The sequence below is a fragment of the Pseudomonas sp. GW822-FHT03F08 genome, from assembly GCF_058801265.1.
In genome coordinates this window covers 65067-79409 of the sequence record NZ_JBXANC010000016.1, presented here as the reverse complement: position 1 = coordinate 79409, position 14343 = coordinate 65067, and the positions used below count along the sequence as shown (strand labels likewise).

At 58.7% G+C, this 14343-nt stretch carries 15 protein-coding genes and 1 pseudogene; 9 read left to right on the top strand and 7 right to left on the bottom strand.

Annotated features, from left to right (window positions below; translation table 11 throughout):
- The 3 genes and pseudogenes from AC1RME_RS28900 to AC1RME_RS28890 all read left to right on the top strand — a co-directional run.
- Positions 1 to 334 (top strand): annotated as a pseudogene (locus tag AC1RME_RS28900) (hypothetical protein); the annotation flags it as partial.
- Positions 335 to 445: 111 nt separating this feature from the next.
- Entirely contained in the window at positions 446 to 1234 is a 789-nt protein-coding gene (locus AC1RME_RS28895; protein WP_493092075.1) for a hypothetical protein, read from the top strand.
- A gap of 72 nt (positions 1235 to 1306) precedes the next feature.
- Positions 1307 to 3226, top strand: coding sequence for an alkaline phosphatase D family protein (locus AC1RME_RS28890; RefSeq protein ID WP_493092073.1), 1920 nt, complete (start codon positions 1307 to 1309; stop codon positions 3224 to 3226).
- Between the two features lie 90 nt (positions 3227 to 3316).
- Here the strand turns inward: AC1RME_RS28890 and AC1RME_RS28885 are convergent, their stop codons facing one another.
- On the bottom strand, positions 3317 to 4489 hold the full coding sequence (locus AC1RME_RS28885) for an aspartate aminotransferase family protein (RefSeq protein WP_493092072.1): 1173 nt from the start codon (positions 4487 to 4489) through the stop codon (positions 3317 to 3319).
- Between the two features lie 102 nt (positions 4490 to 4591).
- Between AC1RME_RS28885 and AC1RME_RS28880 the strand changes: the two genes are divergently transcribed.
- The 3 genes from AC1RME_RS28880 (at position 4592) to AC1RME_RS28870 (ending at position 6538) form a co-directional block, all read left to right on the top strand.
- Positions 4592 to 5497 carry a LysR family transcriptional regulator gene (locus AC1RME_RS28880; protein WP_493092070.1) on the top strand — a complete coding sequence of 302 codons (906 nt, stop codon included), beginning with the start codon at positions 4592 to 4594 and terminating at the stop codon, positions 5495 to 5497.
- A 57-nt stretch (positions 5498 to 5554) separates the two neighbouring features.
- The gene (locus AC1RME_RS28875; protein WP_493066583.1) at positions 5555 to 5959 is read left to right on the top strand and encodes a GNAT family N-acetyltransferase; all 405 of its coding nucleotides are present in this window, start codon (positions 5555 to 5557) and stop codon (positions 5957 to 5959) included.
- A 63-nt stretch (positions 5960 to 6022) separates the two neighbouring features.
- The gene (locus tag AC1RME_RS28870; RefSeq protein WP_493092068.1) at positions 6023 to 6538 is read left to right on the top strand and encodes a DUF6622 family protein; all 516 of its coding nucleotides are present in this window, start codon (positions 6023 to 6025) and stop codon (positions 6536 to 6538) included.
- An 18-nt stretch (positions 6539 to 6556) separates the two neighbouring features.
- Here AC1RME_RS28870 and msrA read toward each other — a convergent pair whose 3' ends face one another.
- From msrA to msrB, 3 genes are read right to left on the bottom strand one after another with little or no spacing between them, the layout of a single operon-like run.
- A complete protein-coding gene (msrA, locus tag AC1RME_RS28865) occupies positions 6557 to 7261 on the bottom strand; it encodes a peptide-methionine (S)-S-oxide reductase MsrA (RefSeq protein ID WP_096822801.1) in 705 nt (234 codons plus the stop codon).
- A 15-nt stretch (positions 7262 to 7276) separates the two neighbouring features.
- A complete protein-coding gene (locus AC1RME_RS28860; RefSeq protein ID WP_493092066.1) occupies positions 7277 to 9085 on the bottom strand; it encodes a cytochrome c biogenesis protein DipZ in 1809 nt (602 codons plus the stop codon).
- Positions 9086 to 9128: 43 nt separating this feature from the next.
- A complete protein-coding gene (msrB, locus tag AC1RME_RS28855; RefSeq protein WP_096822803.1) occupies positions 9129 to 9647 on the bottom strand; it encodes a peptide-methionine (R)-S-oxide reductase MsrB in 519 nt (172 codons plus the stop codon).
- A gap of 151 nt (positions 9648 to 9798) precedes the next feature.
- On the opposite strand from msrB, the gene AC1RME_RS28850 reads away from it, so the two are divergent.
- From AC1RME_RS28850 to AC1RME_RS28840, 3 genes are all read left to right on the top strand, one after another.
- Positions 9799 to 10515: a response regulator transcription factor gene (locus AC1RME_RS28850; protein WP_096822804.1), complete on the top strand. Its 717-nt coding sequence runs from the start codon at positions 9799 to 9801 to the stop codon at positions 10513 to 10515.
- Complete coding sequence (locus AC1RME_RS28845) at positions 10512 to 12032, top strand: sensor histidine kinase (RefSeq protein ID WP_493092065.1); 1521 nt, start codon at positions 10512 to 10514, stop codon at positions 12030 to 12032. Before AC1RME_RS28850 ends, AC1RME_RS28845 begins: the two co-directional genes overlap by 4 nt.
- Positions 12033 to 12152: 120 nt before the next feature.
- Positions 12153 to 12857 carry a hypothetical protein gene (locus AC1RME_RS28840; protein WP_493092063.1) on the top strand — a complete coding sequence of 235 codons (705 nt, stop codon included), beginning with the start codon at positions 12153 to 12155 and terminating at the stop codon, positions 12855 to 12857.
- A gap of 70 nt (positions 12858 to 12927) precedes the next feature.
- On the opposite strand, the gene AC1RME_RS28835 is transcribed toward AC1RME_RS28840, so the two are convergent.
- From AC1RME_RS28835 to AC1RME_RS28825, 3 genes are all read right to left on the bottom strand, one after another.
- On the bottom strand, positions 12928 to 13419 hold the full coding sequence (locus AC1RME_RS28835) for a RidA family protein (protein WP_085709372.1): 492 nt from the start codon (positions 13417 to 13419) through the stop codon (positions 12928 to 12930).
- 199 nt (positions 13420 to 13618) lie between these two features.
- Positions 13619 to 13933 (bottom strand): helix-turn-helix domain-containing protein, encoded by a 315-nt coding sequence (locus tag AC1RME_RS28830; RefSeq protein WP_096822807.1) that lies wholly within the window; start codon positions 13931 to 13933, stop codon positions 13619 to 13621.
- Positions 13930 to 14274: a toxin gene (locus AC1RME_RS28825; RefSeq protein ID WP_493092061.1), complete on the bottom strand. Its 345-nt coding sequence runs from the start codon at positions 14272 to 14274 to the stop codon at positions 13930 to 13932. The genes AC1RME_RS28830 and AC1RME_RS28825 overlap by 4 nt, the downstream gene beginning before the upstream one ends.
- Positions 14275 to 14343 lie beyond the last annotated feature (69 nt).

Genomic DNA, 14343 nt, shown 5'->3' with positions numbered 1-14343 from the left:
GGAGTTTTCCGTTTCGACTGCGCCGGAAGTGGGGCGAATTATAGGCCTCCAGAATCTGCCGTCAACCCCTAATTTCACTTTAGGCTGGAAAGGCCTGTTTTTTGCCTTCTATATAGTCGCAGAGCACTACGCACCCACGCCCCAAAAGACATCACGAAAGGATCCCCATGGAAGCGTCACTGGAAACCGTCGCCCTTTTCTCCCTCAAACCGGCTATGAGGAAGAAGGCCTGAGCCCGATCCTGCGCGATGATCTGGTCATGGGTGATTACCAGCGGGACATGTTCGAACGGTTGGTGCGCCGGGAAGACGTCCAGACCTGGCCCACTACATAGATGAAGGAAGTGGCGCCACGCTTCTATTTTGATATCTTGCCGTCCATCTTCAGCGCTCATCATCGGGAACGCGCTGATCTCAGCCTATCGAAGGTTTAAGGAAAGGATCGAATGGATTTTTTGTGTTTTCTGGCATTTGTCGCGGCCTGGGGGTTCATGTGGCGCTGGGTGGTGAAAAACCGCGGCAGCTGGAACCTGTTTCTCGGAAACCTCATTGGCGCGGTCGGCGGTTTCATTGTTGGCGTCGTGGTGCTATCCATCTTCCTGTCGTTGTTCCCGTCCGCAAACAAGTCAAAAGACAAGCCTGCGCCCGAGATTGCTAAAGAGGCCGCCGCGACGAAACCTGGTCTGATGCCAGAGCAGGAGTCGGCCGCAACGCAAGCACCAATCGCTCCGGTTCCGGTTCCGGTTCCGGTTCCGGTTCCGGCACCAGCACCGGTTTCCGACAACCTTGCAAGCTATGTCGCCAGCGAACCGCAGAATGAACCTTCACCACCCGAGTCCGCGCTAATGCCCTACTACAGTAAGCGCATGGCAACATCGGTTTCTGAAAAGAAGATCGAAGACACCGCAGGCAAGAACTTCGTCACTCTGCGCCAGATGATGGGCAAGGATCCGAACGCTGACAAATCGGTACTGGCATCGGTCATGTGCACGCCTTTCATTCAGAGCGCCATGCGTTTTCCAATGGCGGCGGTCATTACCCCGCAAGAGAAAACCAGCAGCAAGCGGTTCAAGGATCAGACTTACACCATCAGTAATACTGTCACCGCCCGCAACATGCTCGGCGATGATGTCCGTTACCGGTTCGATTGTTCGATACAACAACTGCCGGCCAATGACTCGGGTTATGCCGAGTGGCGCCTGCTGGATCTGAAGCTGCAAAAGGCTGGCTCTTAAGCCTCGCTTAAGAGTTGAAGGCGCAGGCTGCGCTATCATCGCCAGCCTGTGCGCCTTGAGCTTTCCCCTCTGATGTCTCGATCCTCTGCTGACCTTTCCCCGCTGCCTCCTGTATTGGCCGGCCCGCTGTTGCGGCGGCTGGAACCGACACGACTTGTATTGTGGCTGGTGGGTACTCGCCAACTGACGCTGACCCTACGCCTGCAAGGTGTGGGAGACATTCCTCTCGACGCAACGAAATGCACGGTCATCCCTGTAGGCACTCGGGCGTTTGTCCATCTGATCGACGTCGTCCTCGACAGCGCCCTGCCCTGTGAAGAACGCATCGACTATGACTTGCTGATTGACGGCGAAACACAGATCGCCGATTGGGCGCCCCATCTCCTGTACCAGACAGACCCGCGCCCGAACTTCGTCCTGCGTTCTCGGATAGATCAACTGTTGCACGGCTCCTGCCGCAAGCCCCATCACCCGGCAGCGGACGGCTTGCTGTGCGTCGATCGATTACTCGCCGCCGAAACCGATCCGCAACAGCGCCCGGCCCTGCTGATGATGAGTGGCGACCAGATCTACGCCGATGACGTCGCCGGCCCGATGCTGCGGGCGATTCACGCCCTGATCGAACGGCTTGGCCTGTTCGGCGAGTACCTCGAAGGTGCGGTGGTCAGCAACAGCTCCAAACTTTATGAGCACCCGGCCAGTTACTACCACCGTGCGGATTTGTTACCCGCGCTCGAAAGCAACGAGACATTGCGCGAACGTTTTTTCGGCGGTGCGCGTAAGCCGATTTTCACCAGCAGTAGTGCCGACAATCATCTGGTGACGTTTGCCGAAGTCATGGCCATGTACTTGTTGGTGTGGTCACCAACGCCATGGACATTGATCGACCCGCAAGCGCCAGCGCTGGCACCCGAACGTCGCCAGCGCTATACCCTGGAGCAGACCCGGATCGATGCCTTCAAGGCAGGTCTTGGCAACGTTGCCCGAGCCTTGGCGCACTTGCCGAGCCTGATGATCTTCGATGACCACGACATTACCGATGACTGGAACCTTTCCGCGCAGTGGGAAGAAACGGCCTACGGCCATCCGTTCTCCAAACGCATCATCGGCAATGCGCTGATCGCCTATATGTTGTGCCAGGGCTGGGGCAACAACCCGGATGCATTCAGCGAGCTGCTGGAGAAAACCCGTCGCCTGAGCGACAGCGGTGATGACCACTATCTCGATGCGCCAGTGCAAGACGATCTGATCGATGAGCTGCTGCGTTTTCAGCACTGGCACTTTGTACTGCCGACCAGTCCGGCCCTGGTTGTACTCGACACCCGTACCCGACGCTGGCGCAGCGAAATGGCGCTCAAGCAACCTTCCGGTCTGCTCGACTGGGAAGCCTTGAGCGAACTGCAACAGGAACTGCTCGATCATCCGTCGGCAATCATCGTCTCACCGGCACCGATCTTTGGTGTAAAGCTGATCGAAACGGTGCAAAGGGTATTCAGCTGGTGCGGTTATCCACTGCTGGTGGACGCGGAAAACTGGATGGCCCATCGCGGCGCCGCCCAAGTGATCCTGAATATTTTCCGACACACGCGTACACCGGGCAATTACGTGGTGCTGTCAGGGGATGTGCATTATTCCTTCGTCTACGAAGTGCTTATCCGACACCGCAAGGCCGGCCCGCGAATCTGGCAGATCACCAGCAGCGGTATCAAGAACGAGTTCCCGAAAACCTTGCTGGAATGGTTCGACCGTCTGAACCGCTGGCTCTACTCACCCCGCTCGCCGCTGAACTGGCTGACCAAACGCCGACGCATGCGTATCGTGCCGTACGTTCCCGAACATGCCGAAGCAGGCGAACGTCTGTGGAACTCGGCGGGGATTGGTCAGGTGTTTTTCAATGAGCAAGGGCAGCCACAGGACATCATCCAGCACAACTCGAATGGCGCGCCAAAGACCCGAATGATGGCACCGGATCTGACGGATTATCCTGATTAGGATTGCGACAATTTCCGACAGCAGATTGCCCGGATGAAAAATGTGGCTGCCGAAAATAATCGGCAGCCACTTCAGACGCAATCAAGAGGATCACTTTGCCTCAAGTATCCGTCCCATCCCCCTGACAATCATCCCCACCTCCCGCTCATCAATCGTCAACGGTGGCAGCAACCGTATGGTTTTGCCCCGGGTGATGTTGATCAGCAGTCCATGATCCCGCGCAGCAATCAGTGTCAGGTCGCGAATCGGCTGTTTCAGTTCGATGCCGACCATCAACCCTTGCCCACGAATTGCCAGCACATTCGGATTGCCCGCCAGTTCCGCGTGCAAGCGACTGAGCAAGCGCTCACCTTGAATCCGCGCATTTTCCAGCAGGCCTTGTTCCTCGATGATCTCGAGCACGGTGCAGCCAACCCGGCAGGCCAGCGGATTACCGCCAAACGTGCTGCCGTGGCTGCCAGGGGTAAACAGCTCCGCTGCCCTGCCCCGTGCCAGGCAGGCACCAATCGGCACACCGTTACCCAAGCCCTTGGCGAGGGTCATGACGTCGGGAACAATGCCCTCATGCTGGAACGCAAACCAGCGCCCGGTCCGGCCGATGCCGGTCTGGATTTCGTCGAGCATCAGCAGCCAGGCGTGACGGTTGCAGAGTTCGCGCAGGGCTTTCAGGTAACCCGGTGGTGCCATTTGCACGCCGCTTTCGCCCTGGATCGGCTCGACCAGAATCGCCACGATCCGCTCGCCATGTTGCTGCTGCACCTGCTCCAATGCTTCAAGATCACCAAACGGCACTTTGACGAAATCACCCGGTAGATCGTTGAAACCCAGACGTACCGCCGGGCCATCGCTGGCCGACAAGGTGCCCAAGGTACGGCCATGAAACGCATTGGCCATGACCACCACCAGTGGCTGCTCGATCCCCTTGCGCCAGCCGTGCAGCCGCGCCAGTTTCAGCGCGGTTTCATTGGCCTCGGCGCCAGAGTTGTTGAAGAACGCCCGCTCCATTCCCGACAGCTGCGTCAATTTCAGCGCCAACTGCTGCTGCCAGTCGATGCTGTAGAGGTTGGATGTGTGCAGCAGTAATCCAGCCTGTTCGCTGATCGCCGAAACGATCCGCGGGTGCGAATGGCCGACATTGGTCACCGCCACTCCCGCGACGGCATCGAGGTACTCGCGACCGGCCTGATCCCACAGACGGGTGCCCAGACCTTTGGTGAAACTCAGGGCCAGCGGTTGGTACGTGTTCATCAGGGCGGCGGTCATGACTTCAAACTCCAGTGAAGGTCGGTGTGTTTGCAGTATGGTTAGCCACCAGAGCTGGATAAACTCGGGAAAACTTCAATCATTTAGAAGCAGGGCTTGATAATGGATCTGTTCCAGTCGATGAGCGTCTACGTCAAAGTCGTGGAAGCCGGCAGCATGACCAAGGCCGCCCTGCAGTGCGAAATGTCCACGACCATGGTCGGCAATCACCTTCGCGCACTGGAACAGCGACTCGGTGTGCAACTGTTGCAACGCACCACCCGGCGTCAGCGTCTGACCGAATTCGGCACGGTCTACTACCAGCGTTGCCTGGAAGTATTGGGGCTCGTGACAGACTCCGAACGTCTCGCCGAACAAACCATGGATGAGCCGCGCGGCCTCCTGCGCATCACCGCACCGCTGACTTTTGGCGTCGAACGACTGGCCCCGGCGCTAAGCGAATTTTCCCTGCAATACCCGCAGGTAAAAATGGATGTGGTCCTGACCAACCGCCGCCCTGACTTGATGGAGAGTGGTCTTGATGTTGCGTTCCGGCTGGGGCATTTCGAGCAGTCGAATCTGATCGCCCGGCCATTAATCGACTACACGCTGACCGTCTGCGCCTCTCCGGAATACGTAGCCCGGCGCGGCATGCCACTGACGCCCGAAGACCTGCAACAGCACGATTGCCTGTCGTTCGCCTACCCCGCCGGTGATGACTGGCAATCGGTGGAAAAACGCTGGAGATTGAGTGGTCCGGACGGCGAAATCATGATCGACGTCAGCGGGCCGATGCTGATGAACACCTCCGCCGGTTTGCATCAGGCGGCCCGTACCGGCATGGGCATCGTGATGTTGCCGGATGCACTGGTGGAACAGGATCTGCGCGACGGCAAACTGGTGACGGTGATTCCCGACTTCCAACCGCCGAGCCGCCCATTGCACCTGCTTTATGCTCAGGATCGCTATCGACTGCCAAAGCTTCGGCGCTTCGTTGAGTTTGCGATGCAGACGTGGGGGAAAAGCTGACTACGCTTGGCATCGGTTCAATAACAATCACTTGGTCATCAAGGACACGATCACCCAATGAAAAACGATCTGACGGTACGCGATCTACTACCCGCCGAAACTGAATCGGTGCGGTTGTTTCTCGGGCAGCACGGCTGGGCGCATCGAGTCGGATCCGCGGAGCATTTTGCGCAGTTGATTCAAAACTCGCAGCGGACGGCCGTCGCGCTATCGGGCGAACAGATTATTGGCTTTGCCCGCGGCATCACCGACGGTTTGTCCAATGGCTACCTGTCGATGGTGGTCGTTGATGTGCAGCACCAACGCAAAGGCGTGGGCCGGGCACTGGTCGAGCATGTGATGGGCGACAACCCCGACATCACCTGGGTACTGCGTGCGGGGCGCGAGGGAGCCGAAACATTTTTTGCCAGCCTGGGGTTTGAAACCTCAGTGATTGCAATGGAACGCCCGCGATTGAAATAACGGGTACTGAATGCGACCTCGGCTATTATCCACCTTCCTCTTTTTCAGCATGGATGCTGCGCGATGCTCACGATTCTGCAAAACACCCCGATACGGGCCTACGTGTTTTTTCTGATTGTGGTTTATTTCGGGATCAAGGCGTTTTCTCCCCGCCGTGAAAGCCGTCTCTCGATGCTCATAACACCACCCGCTTTTTTGGCGTGGTCGTTGTACTCCCTGAACTTGACGATCGACCCGGTCCTGTTTTTTAGCAGTTGGTTCGGCGCGCTGTTGCTGGGCGGCCTCTCGGCCTGGCTGGTTTTTTCCCCCAGGGGCGTGGTACTCGACGACTCCGCGACGGGGCTGATCATGCCGGGCACCGTGAAAATCCTGATCATGTTCCTGATGTTTTTTTTCGCAAACTATTACTTCGGGTATCAGGATGCCGTAAATCCGGAGCTTGCCGCGTCCCCCGACATGCTGCTGCTCAAGTCCACGGTGTCGGGTTTCATGTGCGGCCTGATCAGTACCCGCTCGCTGAAGCTCTACTGGACACTGCGAGCCCTCGCCGCCCGACAGTCTCCAGTAATCGCACAGTAACCATTGTATAACCGGTGATCACGATCCGCTTTTCACCAGCACCGGTTTCTCCTGATAACGCTGGGCAAACAACTGCTTCAATTGCGCCACTTTCGGCATGTCGTTGATCACGATGTACGGATAGCTCGGGTGTTCGGTGAGGAAGTCCTGGTGATAGTCCTCTGCCGGGTAGAAGCCGTTGTAGGTTTCCAGTTTGGTCACGATGGGTTTGCTGTAGGCATGCGCCGCATCAAGCTGGGCGATATAGGCCTGTGCAACGCGTTGCTGATCGGCATTGACCGGGAACAGCGCCGAGCGATATTGGGTGCCGCTGTCCGGCCCCTGGCGGTTGAGTTCTGTCGGGTTGTGGGCCACCGAGAAGTAGATCTGCAACAGGCTGCCATAACTGACCTGAGTTGGATCGAAAGTGACTTGCACCGACTCGGCATGCCCTGTGTCCCCTTCGCTGACCCGTTCATATTCCGCCGTATTGGCAGCACCGCCGGCATAGCCGGAAACGGCTTTCTGCACACCTTTGACGTGCTGGAAAACACCCTGTACGCCCCAGAAGCAGCCACCGGCAAACACCGCGGTTTCGCTGTGTGCCTGGGTGTTTTCGTCGAGTGCCGGCGGCGGAATGACCACGCCCTCCTCGGCCCCGAAGGAAAACGCCGAGCACTGCGCGACAACCCCAGCCGTCGCGACGCCCAGCAGCAGACGACGCCAGATAGTTTGAGCTTTCATGTTCTGTACTCCTGATCAGCCGAAGGTAAAGGCGTAGGCCGACACGCCCGGATCGAGAAACTCGATGCTGAAGGTGCGGTCCTTCACGTCAGCGGTTTGCCGTACCAATTGATACAAGCGTTGTTCGGTCACGCGACCGCTGCCGTCAGGCGCCACGTCGACACCGTGGGAATCGCCCGGCGCGTGACCATCGATCATCACTTTGAAGCGCACCGGTTTACCGTCCGCCCCAGGGCCCAGCACCAGGTGCAGGTCGCGGGCATGGAAGCGATAAACGATACGACTGGCCGGCGCACTGGCGGTGGCACGCTCAGCACCGACCGCCCATTGGCCGCCGAGGCTCCAGTCATTCAGGGCAAGATTTGCAGGTGTCTTGTAGGCCGCGACCTTGTCAGGCACCAGGCTGGTTTCCGGTACGAAATGTTCTGCGCGCTGGTAGCCGACGTAGGTTTCCGGTGACAGCACCTGATTCATGTCCGGTGCAAGCTGCACGCCTTGAGCGTCTGCGTTGATCAGGCCATCAGCCACGGTTTTTGCACCGGCCTCACGCAGCAGTTGCTGGATGACTCGTTCCGACTCGGCGTAGTCCCCTTCGCCAAAATGGTGGTAACGAATGCGCCCCTGAGCGTCGGCAAAGTAATGCGCCGGCCAGTATTCATTGTTGAAAGCGCGCCAGATCTTGTAGTCGTTATCGATGGCTACCGGGTAGTTGATGCCCAGTTCCTTCATGGCTTTGGTGACGTTGCCTACATCACGCTCAAAGGCGAATTCCGGCGCATGCACACCGATCACCACCAGCCCCTGATCGCGATATTTCTCGGCCCAGGCTTTGACATAAGGCAGGGTGCGCAGGCAGTTGATGCAGGAGTAAGTCCAGAAATCCACCAGCACCACTTTGCCCTTGAGTGCCTGGGCATCCAGCGGCGCGGAGTTGAGCCACTGCACTGCGCCATCAAGCGCCGGCAACTGCCCCTCGACCGGTAACGAACCCGGTGCCTTGGCGGCCATTTTCATCGCGCCGCCGGCTGCCATCATGCTGCCGTTCGCCGCGTCATCCGCTGCGGGAATCTGCGCCATCATCGTGCCGTTGGCCTGAGGTGATTTCCCCGAAAGCTTGCCGACCAATGCCTGCTCCAGCCCTCCGGTGGAGGCGGTCGAGAACCGCGCCAGAATCCCGGTATCGAGGCCCAGCGCGATGGCGGCCACCCCGGCCAGCATCGCGGCTCCGAGCCCGCGCCGGATCCACTCGCCAGTCCCGATCGAACGCTTCATCACCGCGAAGACTTTACCGCCGAGCAGCAACGCCGCAGCGAGCGAAGTCGCGGCACCGGCGGCGTAGGCCAGCAGCAACAACGTGGTGGCGATGCTTGCACCTTGCAGCGCGGCACCGGTCAGAATCAGCCCGAGGATTGGCCCGGCGCAAGGCGCCCACAACAGCCCCGTGGCGACGCCGATCAGAAACGAAGCGCCAGGACGCGGACGATTGTCCTGACCGGCGGCCTCCGACAAGCGACTGCCGGCGGACACCAGCGGCCGGGTCAGACGCTCGGCCAGACGCGGCAACAGCAGCGTCAGCCCGAACAGTGCAACGAACAGCAACGCGAGCCAGCGACCGTACTGATTGACTTGCACCACCCAACCGCCGCCCACCGCCGCCAACGAGGCGACGAGCGCGAAGGTCAGCGCCATCCCCGCCAACAGCGGCAAGCCACTTTTGATAAACGGCTGCCCGGTGCGAGCGAAGACAAAAGGCAGAACCGGCAGGATGCACGGACTGACGATCGTCAGCACACCACCGAGATAAGCGAGAACCAAGAGCCACATAGTGTCGTCCTGTTGTAAGTGAAGATCGCCAGCGAGCCACGACTCAGGCCGCCACGGGTTTGAAGGTCATGGCCAGACCGTTCATGCAGTAACGCAGACCGGTGGGTTTGGGCCCGTCGTCGAACACATGACCGAGGTGACCGCCGCAACGCCGGCAGTGAACTTCCTCCCGCGTCATGCCGAAAGAACGGTCCTGACGTATGGCCACGGCGTGTTCCAGCGGTGCCCAGAAACTCGGCCAACCGGTGCGACTGTCGAATTTGGTCTCGGACGAGAACAGCGCCAGATCGCACCCGGCACAGGCAAACGTGCCGGTCCGGTGTTCGTTGTTCAGCGGGCTGCTGTAAGCGCGCTCCGTGCCCTCTTTGCGCAGCACTTCGAATTGCTCATCAGTGAGCAACCCATGCCATTCACTGTCGCTGTGTGTCACTTCAAACGCTTCGTCGGCCAACGCCTCGCCGACCAACGCAGAGCCGGTGGATAACTTTGGCAATACACCGGCCAGAAGGGCTGTAAGCCCCAGCCCGCCGCCCGTTGCCAGAATCTGTCGCCGTGAAAACATGGCCGTCTCCCAAAATTCCAGATGCCTGTCGTGGAACACAGCCTAGGCTTGGGTTGATCGCCAAATCCTCACGGGAAGTTAAACAATTCGTGATAACTCGCCCGGAGGAAAACCCGCACAATGCGTTAATCGCGCCGAAGGATTGAGCTTCATGGAACAGACCAAACGCGTCCTGGTGGTCGAGGACGACCTGCACATTGCCGACCTCATTTGCCTGCACCTGCGGGACGAGCAATTCGAGGTGGTACACAGCGCCGACGGCGACGAAGGCATGCGCCTGCTGCAGCAAGGTCACTGGGATGCGCTGATCCTCGACCTCATGCTGCCGGGGGTAGATGGTTTGGAGATTTGCCGTCGCGCCCGGGCCATGGCGCGCTACACGCCGATCATTATCACCAGCGCCCGCTCCAGCGAATTGCACCGCATTCTCGGCCTCGAACTGGGCGCCGATGATTACCTCGCCAAACCGTTTTCGATGCTTGAACTGGTGGCTCGGGTCAAAGCGCTGCTGCGCCGCGTGGACGCCATGGCCCGCAATCTGAAGATGGACGCCGGCAGCCTGAGCCTCGATGGCTTGACCATCGACCCGATCACCCGTGACGTGGCCCTCAACGGCCAGCGCCTGGACCTCACCCCACGAGAATTCGACCTGCTGTATTTCTTCGCACGTCAGCCGGGCAAGGTGTTCTCGCGCATGGATCTGCTCAACGCGGTGTGGGGCTACAGCCACGAAGGCTACGAACACACGGTCAACACCCACATCAATCGCCTGCGGGCGAAAATCGAGGCCGATCCTGCGCAACCGGTGCGCATCCTCACGGTGTGGGGCCGCGGCTATAAATTCGGCACGAGCGCAGAGCAACCATGAAACTGACCCTGACGCAGCGCCTGTCACTGGTGTTCGCCGTGTTGCTGCTGGCGTGCTGCGGCACATCGGCGTGGTTGCAGGTACGCTCCAGCCAGATGCATGAGCTGGAAGTGGTGCAAGGTCTGTCCCGGGATCTGGCGCAACACATCACCCACGACACGGTGCTGATGGACAGCAACGGACTGATGCCCGGCGCGGTGCGCGAATTGTTCAGCCAGTTGATGCTGGTCAACCCGAGTGTCGAGGTGTACCTGCTCGACACCGAAGGCCGGATCGTCGGCAACGCAGCACCGGAAGGACGCCTGCGTCGGCAGACTGTCGACCTCGCGCCGATTCGACGACTGCTCAACGATCAACCGTTGCCGATCCTCGGCGACGACCCGCGCAGCGTCGATGGTCGCAAGGTCTTCAGCGCGGCGCCATTGCAGGTCAACGGCAAAGCGGCCGGTTACCTTTACGTGGTCCTGCTCAGCGAAGCGCACGACCGATTCGCCGAGCGCGGCGCCACCAGCGCGGCGCTCAACACGGCGCTGTTGTCCATAGGGCTCGTTGCATTCCTGTGCCTGATTGCCGGTTTGACCGCGTTTAATCTGATCACTCGACCGTTACGACGATTGACCGAAACCGTGGGTCAATTCGACATCGACGGCGCACCGCAATCACTGCCCGTCGCGCCGACACCTGTGGACAAGTCCGCGGACCCGGATGAAATCGCCGTGCTCGACGCGGCGTTCCGGCAAATGCAAAACCGCCTCGGTGAACAATGGCGCTCACTGACCCGCCAGGATCAGGAGCGTCGGGAACTGGTGGCGAACATTTCCCATGACCTGCGCACACCGTTGGCCTCGCTGCATGGTTACCTTGAAACGCTGTCACTCAAGGACGCGACCCTATCCCCGGAAGAACGCCGTCGCTATCTGGGCATTGCCCTGGATCAGAGCCGCAAGGTTGGCGGACTCGCGCAATCGTTGCTGGAGCTGGTGCGCCTGGAACATGGATTCGTGCAGCCTGTGCTGGAGAAATTTTCCCTGACCGATCTGGTGCAGGACATCTTCCAGAAATTCGAACTGGGCGCCGAAGCCCGAAATGTTGCACTCAAGGCCAGCTTCAACACCAACCTGCCGACCGTCTGCGCTGACCTCGGGCTGATCGAACGGGTACTGACCAACCTGGTCGATAACGCCTTGCGTCATACGCCGTCGGGTGGCGAAATCGAACTCGGTCTGAAACCCCAAGGCGCGCTGGTTGAAATCACCGTCAGCGATACCGGCCCCGGCATCGCCGCCGAGTTGCGCGAGGGTTTGTTCCTGCGACCGTTCAATATCGGTGGTGCGCGACGCGATGGCGGCCTGGGCTTGCGAATCGTGCACCGGATCCTGCAACTTCACGGGTGCGAAATCCAGTTGCTCGATGTCGCAGGACGGGGCGCGACCTTTCGCTTCTCGCTACCGGTGGATCAACAGAACGCCGAACTGTGGATCGTACGTTCGATGAACCTGAATACGCCGGGCAAATAATCAACTCCACCGGGCCGTTGCTCCGTGACAACAACGTCCCGCTCCCCTAAATTAGTCGGCCTGAAAAAGCCCCCCGAGCTTTCTCGTCTCATCTCAAGTTAAAAAAGTAGTGAAATTTCAATGTCCGATTTCAACACCGCTGAATCCGTAGTCACCCTGTCGTCCAAAGCGGAATACGAAAACTCCATCAATCTTTCACAACACATCCCACAGGCGAAGATCATCAGCGAGATGGTCCTGGACGCGTTCCAGTCGAGCCGCGAAAGCGACCAGATCCGCGAGCTGCGCGCTGCGATCCGCCAGGCCCACGACCGCTTCGATGACGACCAGGCCTACGAGCTGATGGGTGAACTCAAGCGTCTGAAAGATGCCGAAGCCGCCGACATTGCAGCGCTTGAAGACCTGAGCAGCAAATTCCCGATCAGCCGCATCCTGTCCAGCTTCAAGGACGACCCGGCGTTCCAGGAAATCGTCTACGGCCTGGCCCTGAAGGTACTGAACCAGACGCATCAGGCGATCAGCAATCCGAGCGGCGGCAAGAGCAAAGCCGCGCGCGCCAAGAAAGACGTCGAAGTGTTCAGCATCCGCAAGGACGGCATCAGCGTGACCCTGCCAATGCGCACGCCGCGTTCGCGCCTGAGCGTGGATCGTGAAGCGCTGGAATTCCTCGGTTTCACCTTCGTCGGTGAAGGCGAAGAAGCCGAGCTCGAAGGCGAGACCTTCGTCGACAACGCCGGCGCTGAGCACGCGATCAACCGCAAGAACATCATCACCGCCCTGCAACAGCAGACCGCGTTCGACGGTTACAGCATCGCCGCCCAATAAGCGCAGCGCTGACGAAAAAAGCCCCGCTCTGAATTTCAGGCGGGGCTTTTTGTTGTGCGGCTTTCAGCGATTACGCCGAAGGATGCACCGCTGCGATCATGTCGACTTCGATGGCCGCGTTTTTCGGCAACTGATAGACGCCGACAGTTGTACGCGTATGGCGGCCAGCATCACCCAACACATAACTGAAAACGTCGGATGCACCGTTGGCCACTTCGCTCAGGTCGACGAAGTCCGGGGTCGACTTCACATAGACCGTGACCCGCAACAACGCCCTGACCTTGTCCAGCGAACCGACTGCATCGACGATGAACGCCAGGCAACGCATGGCACTGATGCTCGCTGCGGCCTGCGCATCCTTGAGCGTCAGCTCCAGCCCGACCCGCCCCGGATACTGAATCTTGCCCTCGGTGCGCGGCACCATGCCACTGATGTACAGCTCATCGTGATGACGGACCAGCGGCGCGTAATTGCCACCCACCGTGTTCTCGCCATTGATGTCGTAGTTCAGCTCTTTTGCCAGGGCAATGAAGCGTTCGTCGCAGGTCATCCTCTCAGTCATTTCGCCCAGCCTCTTGATCGATGCATGAAGAATTGCAGATTACGACAGTCGAGCGCCGAGCAGCACGTGGCGCTATAACTGACAGGGTTGGATCCAAATCTAGGGCTTTTACCGACACACCGCAACCTGTGGTTGCTTGTACGAAAAAGCCCCGCACGACATTGAACGTGCGGGGCCTTATATAGACGTGGAAACGACTTTAAACAGCGCTCAGTCGCTCGACCATGTCAGGGAATTTTTCCACCAAACGGATCAGCAAGGCAGCCTGAGCGTTGGGCTTTGATTTCTCCTGCTCCCAGTTTCTAAGGGTGCTTGGACTTGTCCTGATTCGTCTGGCAAAAACTGCCTGTGACATGTGCAGTTTTTCCCGTAAAGCTACGATTTCCTGAGCAGCGACTTCGGGGGCTGGTTTGTCCTCAAGTGTCGTATTACGTAGCGTGATTTTTCCTTCGCGTTGAGCCGCCATCTCATCAACGCCCTGCATCAATTCTGCAAACAGGTCGCGTTTTTTCATGGGGTACCTCGTGTTTTCAACTCTTTCTCTATGGCTCCCTTGAGCGCCCTCTCTTGATCGGCGGTCAAATTCTCAAGCTCATCTTTGTCATAAATCGCAAACATCCAAAACTGGCCATCATTCATAAGCCAATAATAGATAACTCGCAAGCCGCCTCTCCTGCCTTTACCACGACGAGCATCCGCCCAACGCAGTTTTCGGAAGCCACCGGTTCGTTGCATGACATCGCCTGCATGCGGATTGCTCTGCATGTAGGTCTGTAGCTCACGATATTCGTCGTCCGTGAGGTAATGACCCAGGTTTGCGGTGAAGAGTGTGGTTTCAAAGAATATTGTTCTCATTCAAAAACTATAAGCAAATTGCTTATAGCAGAACAATAAACACCTTTCGTTGCGGATAAACAATCCTCA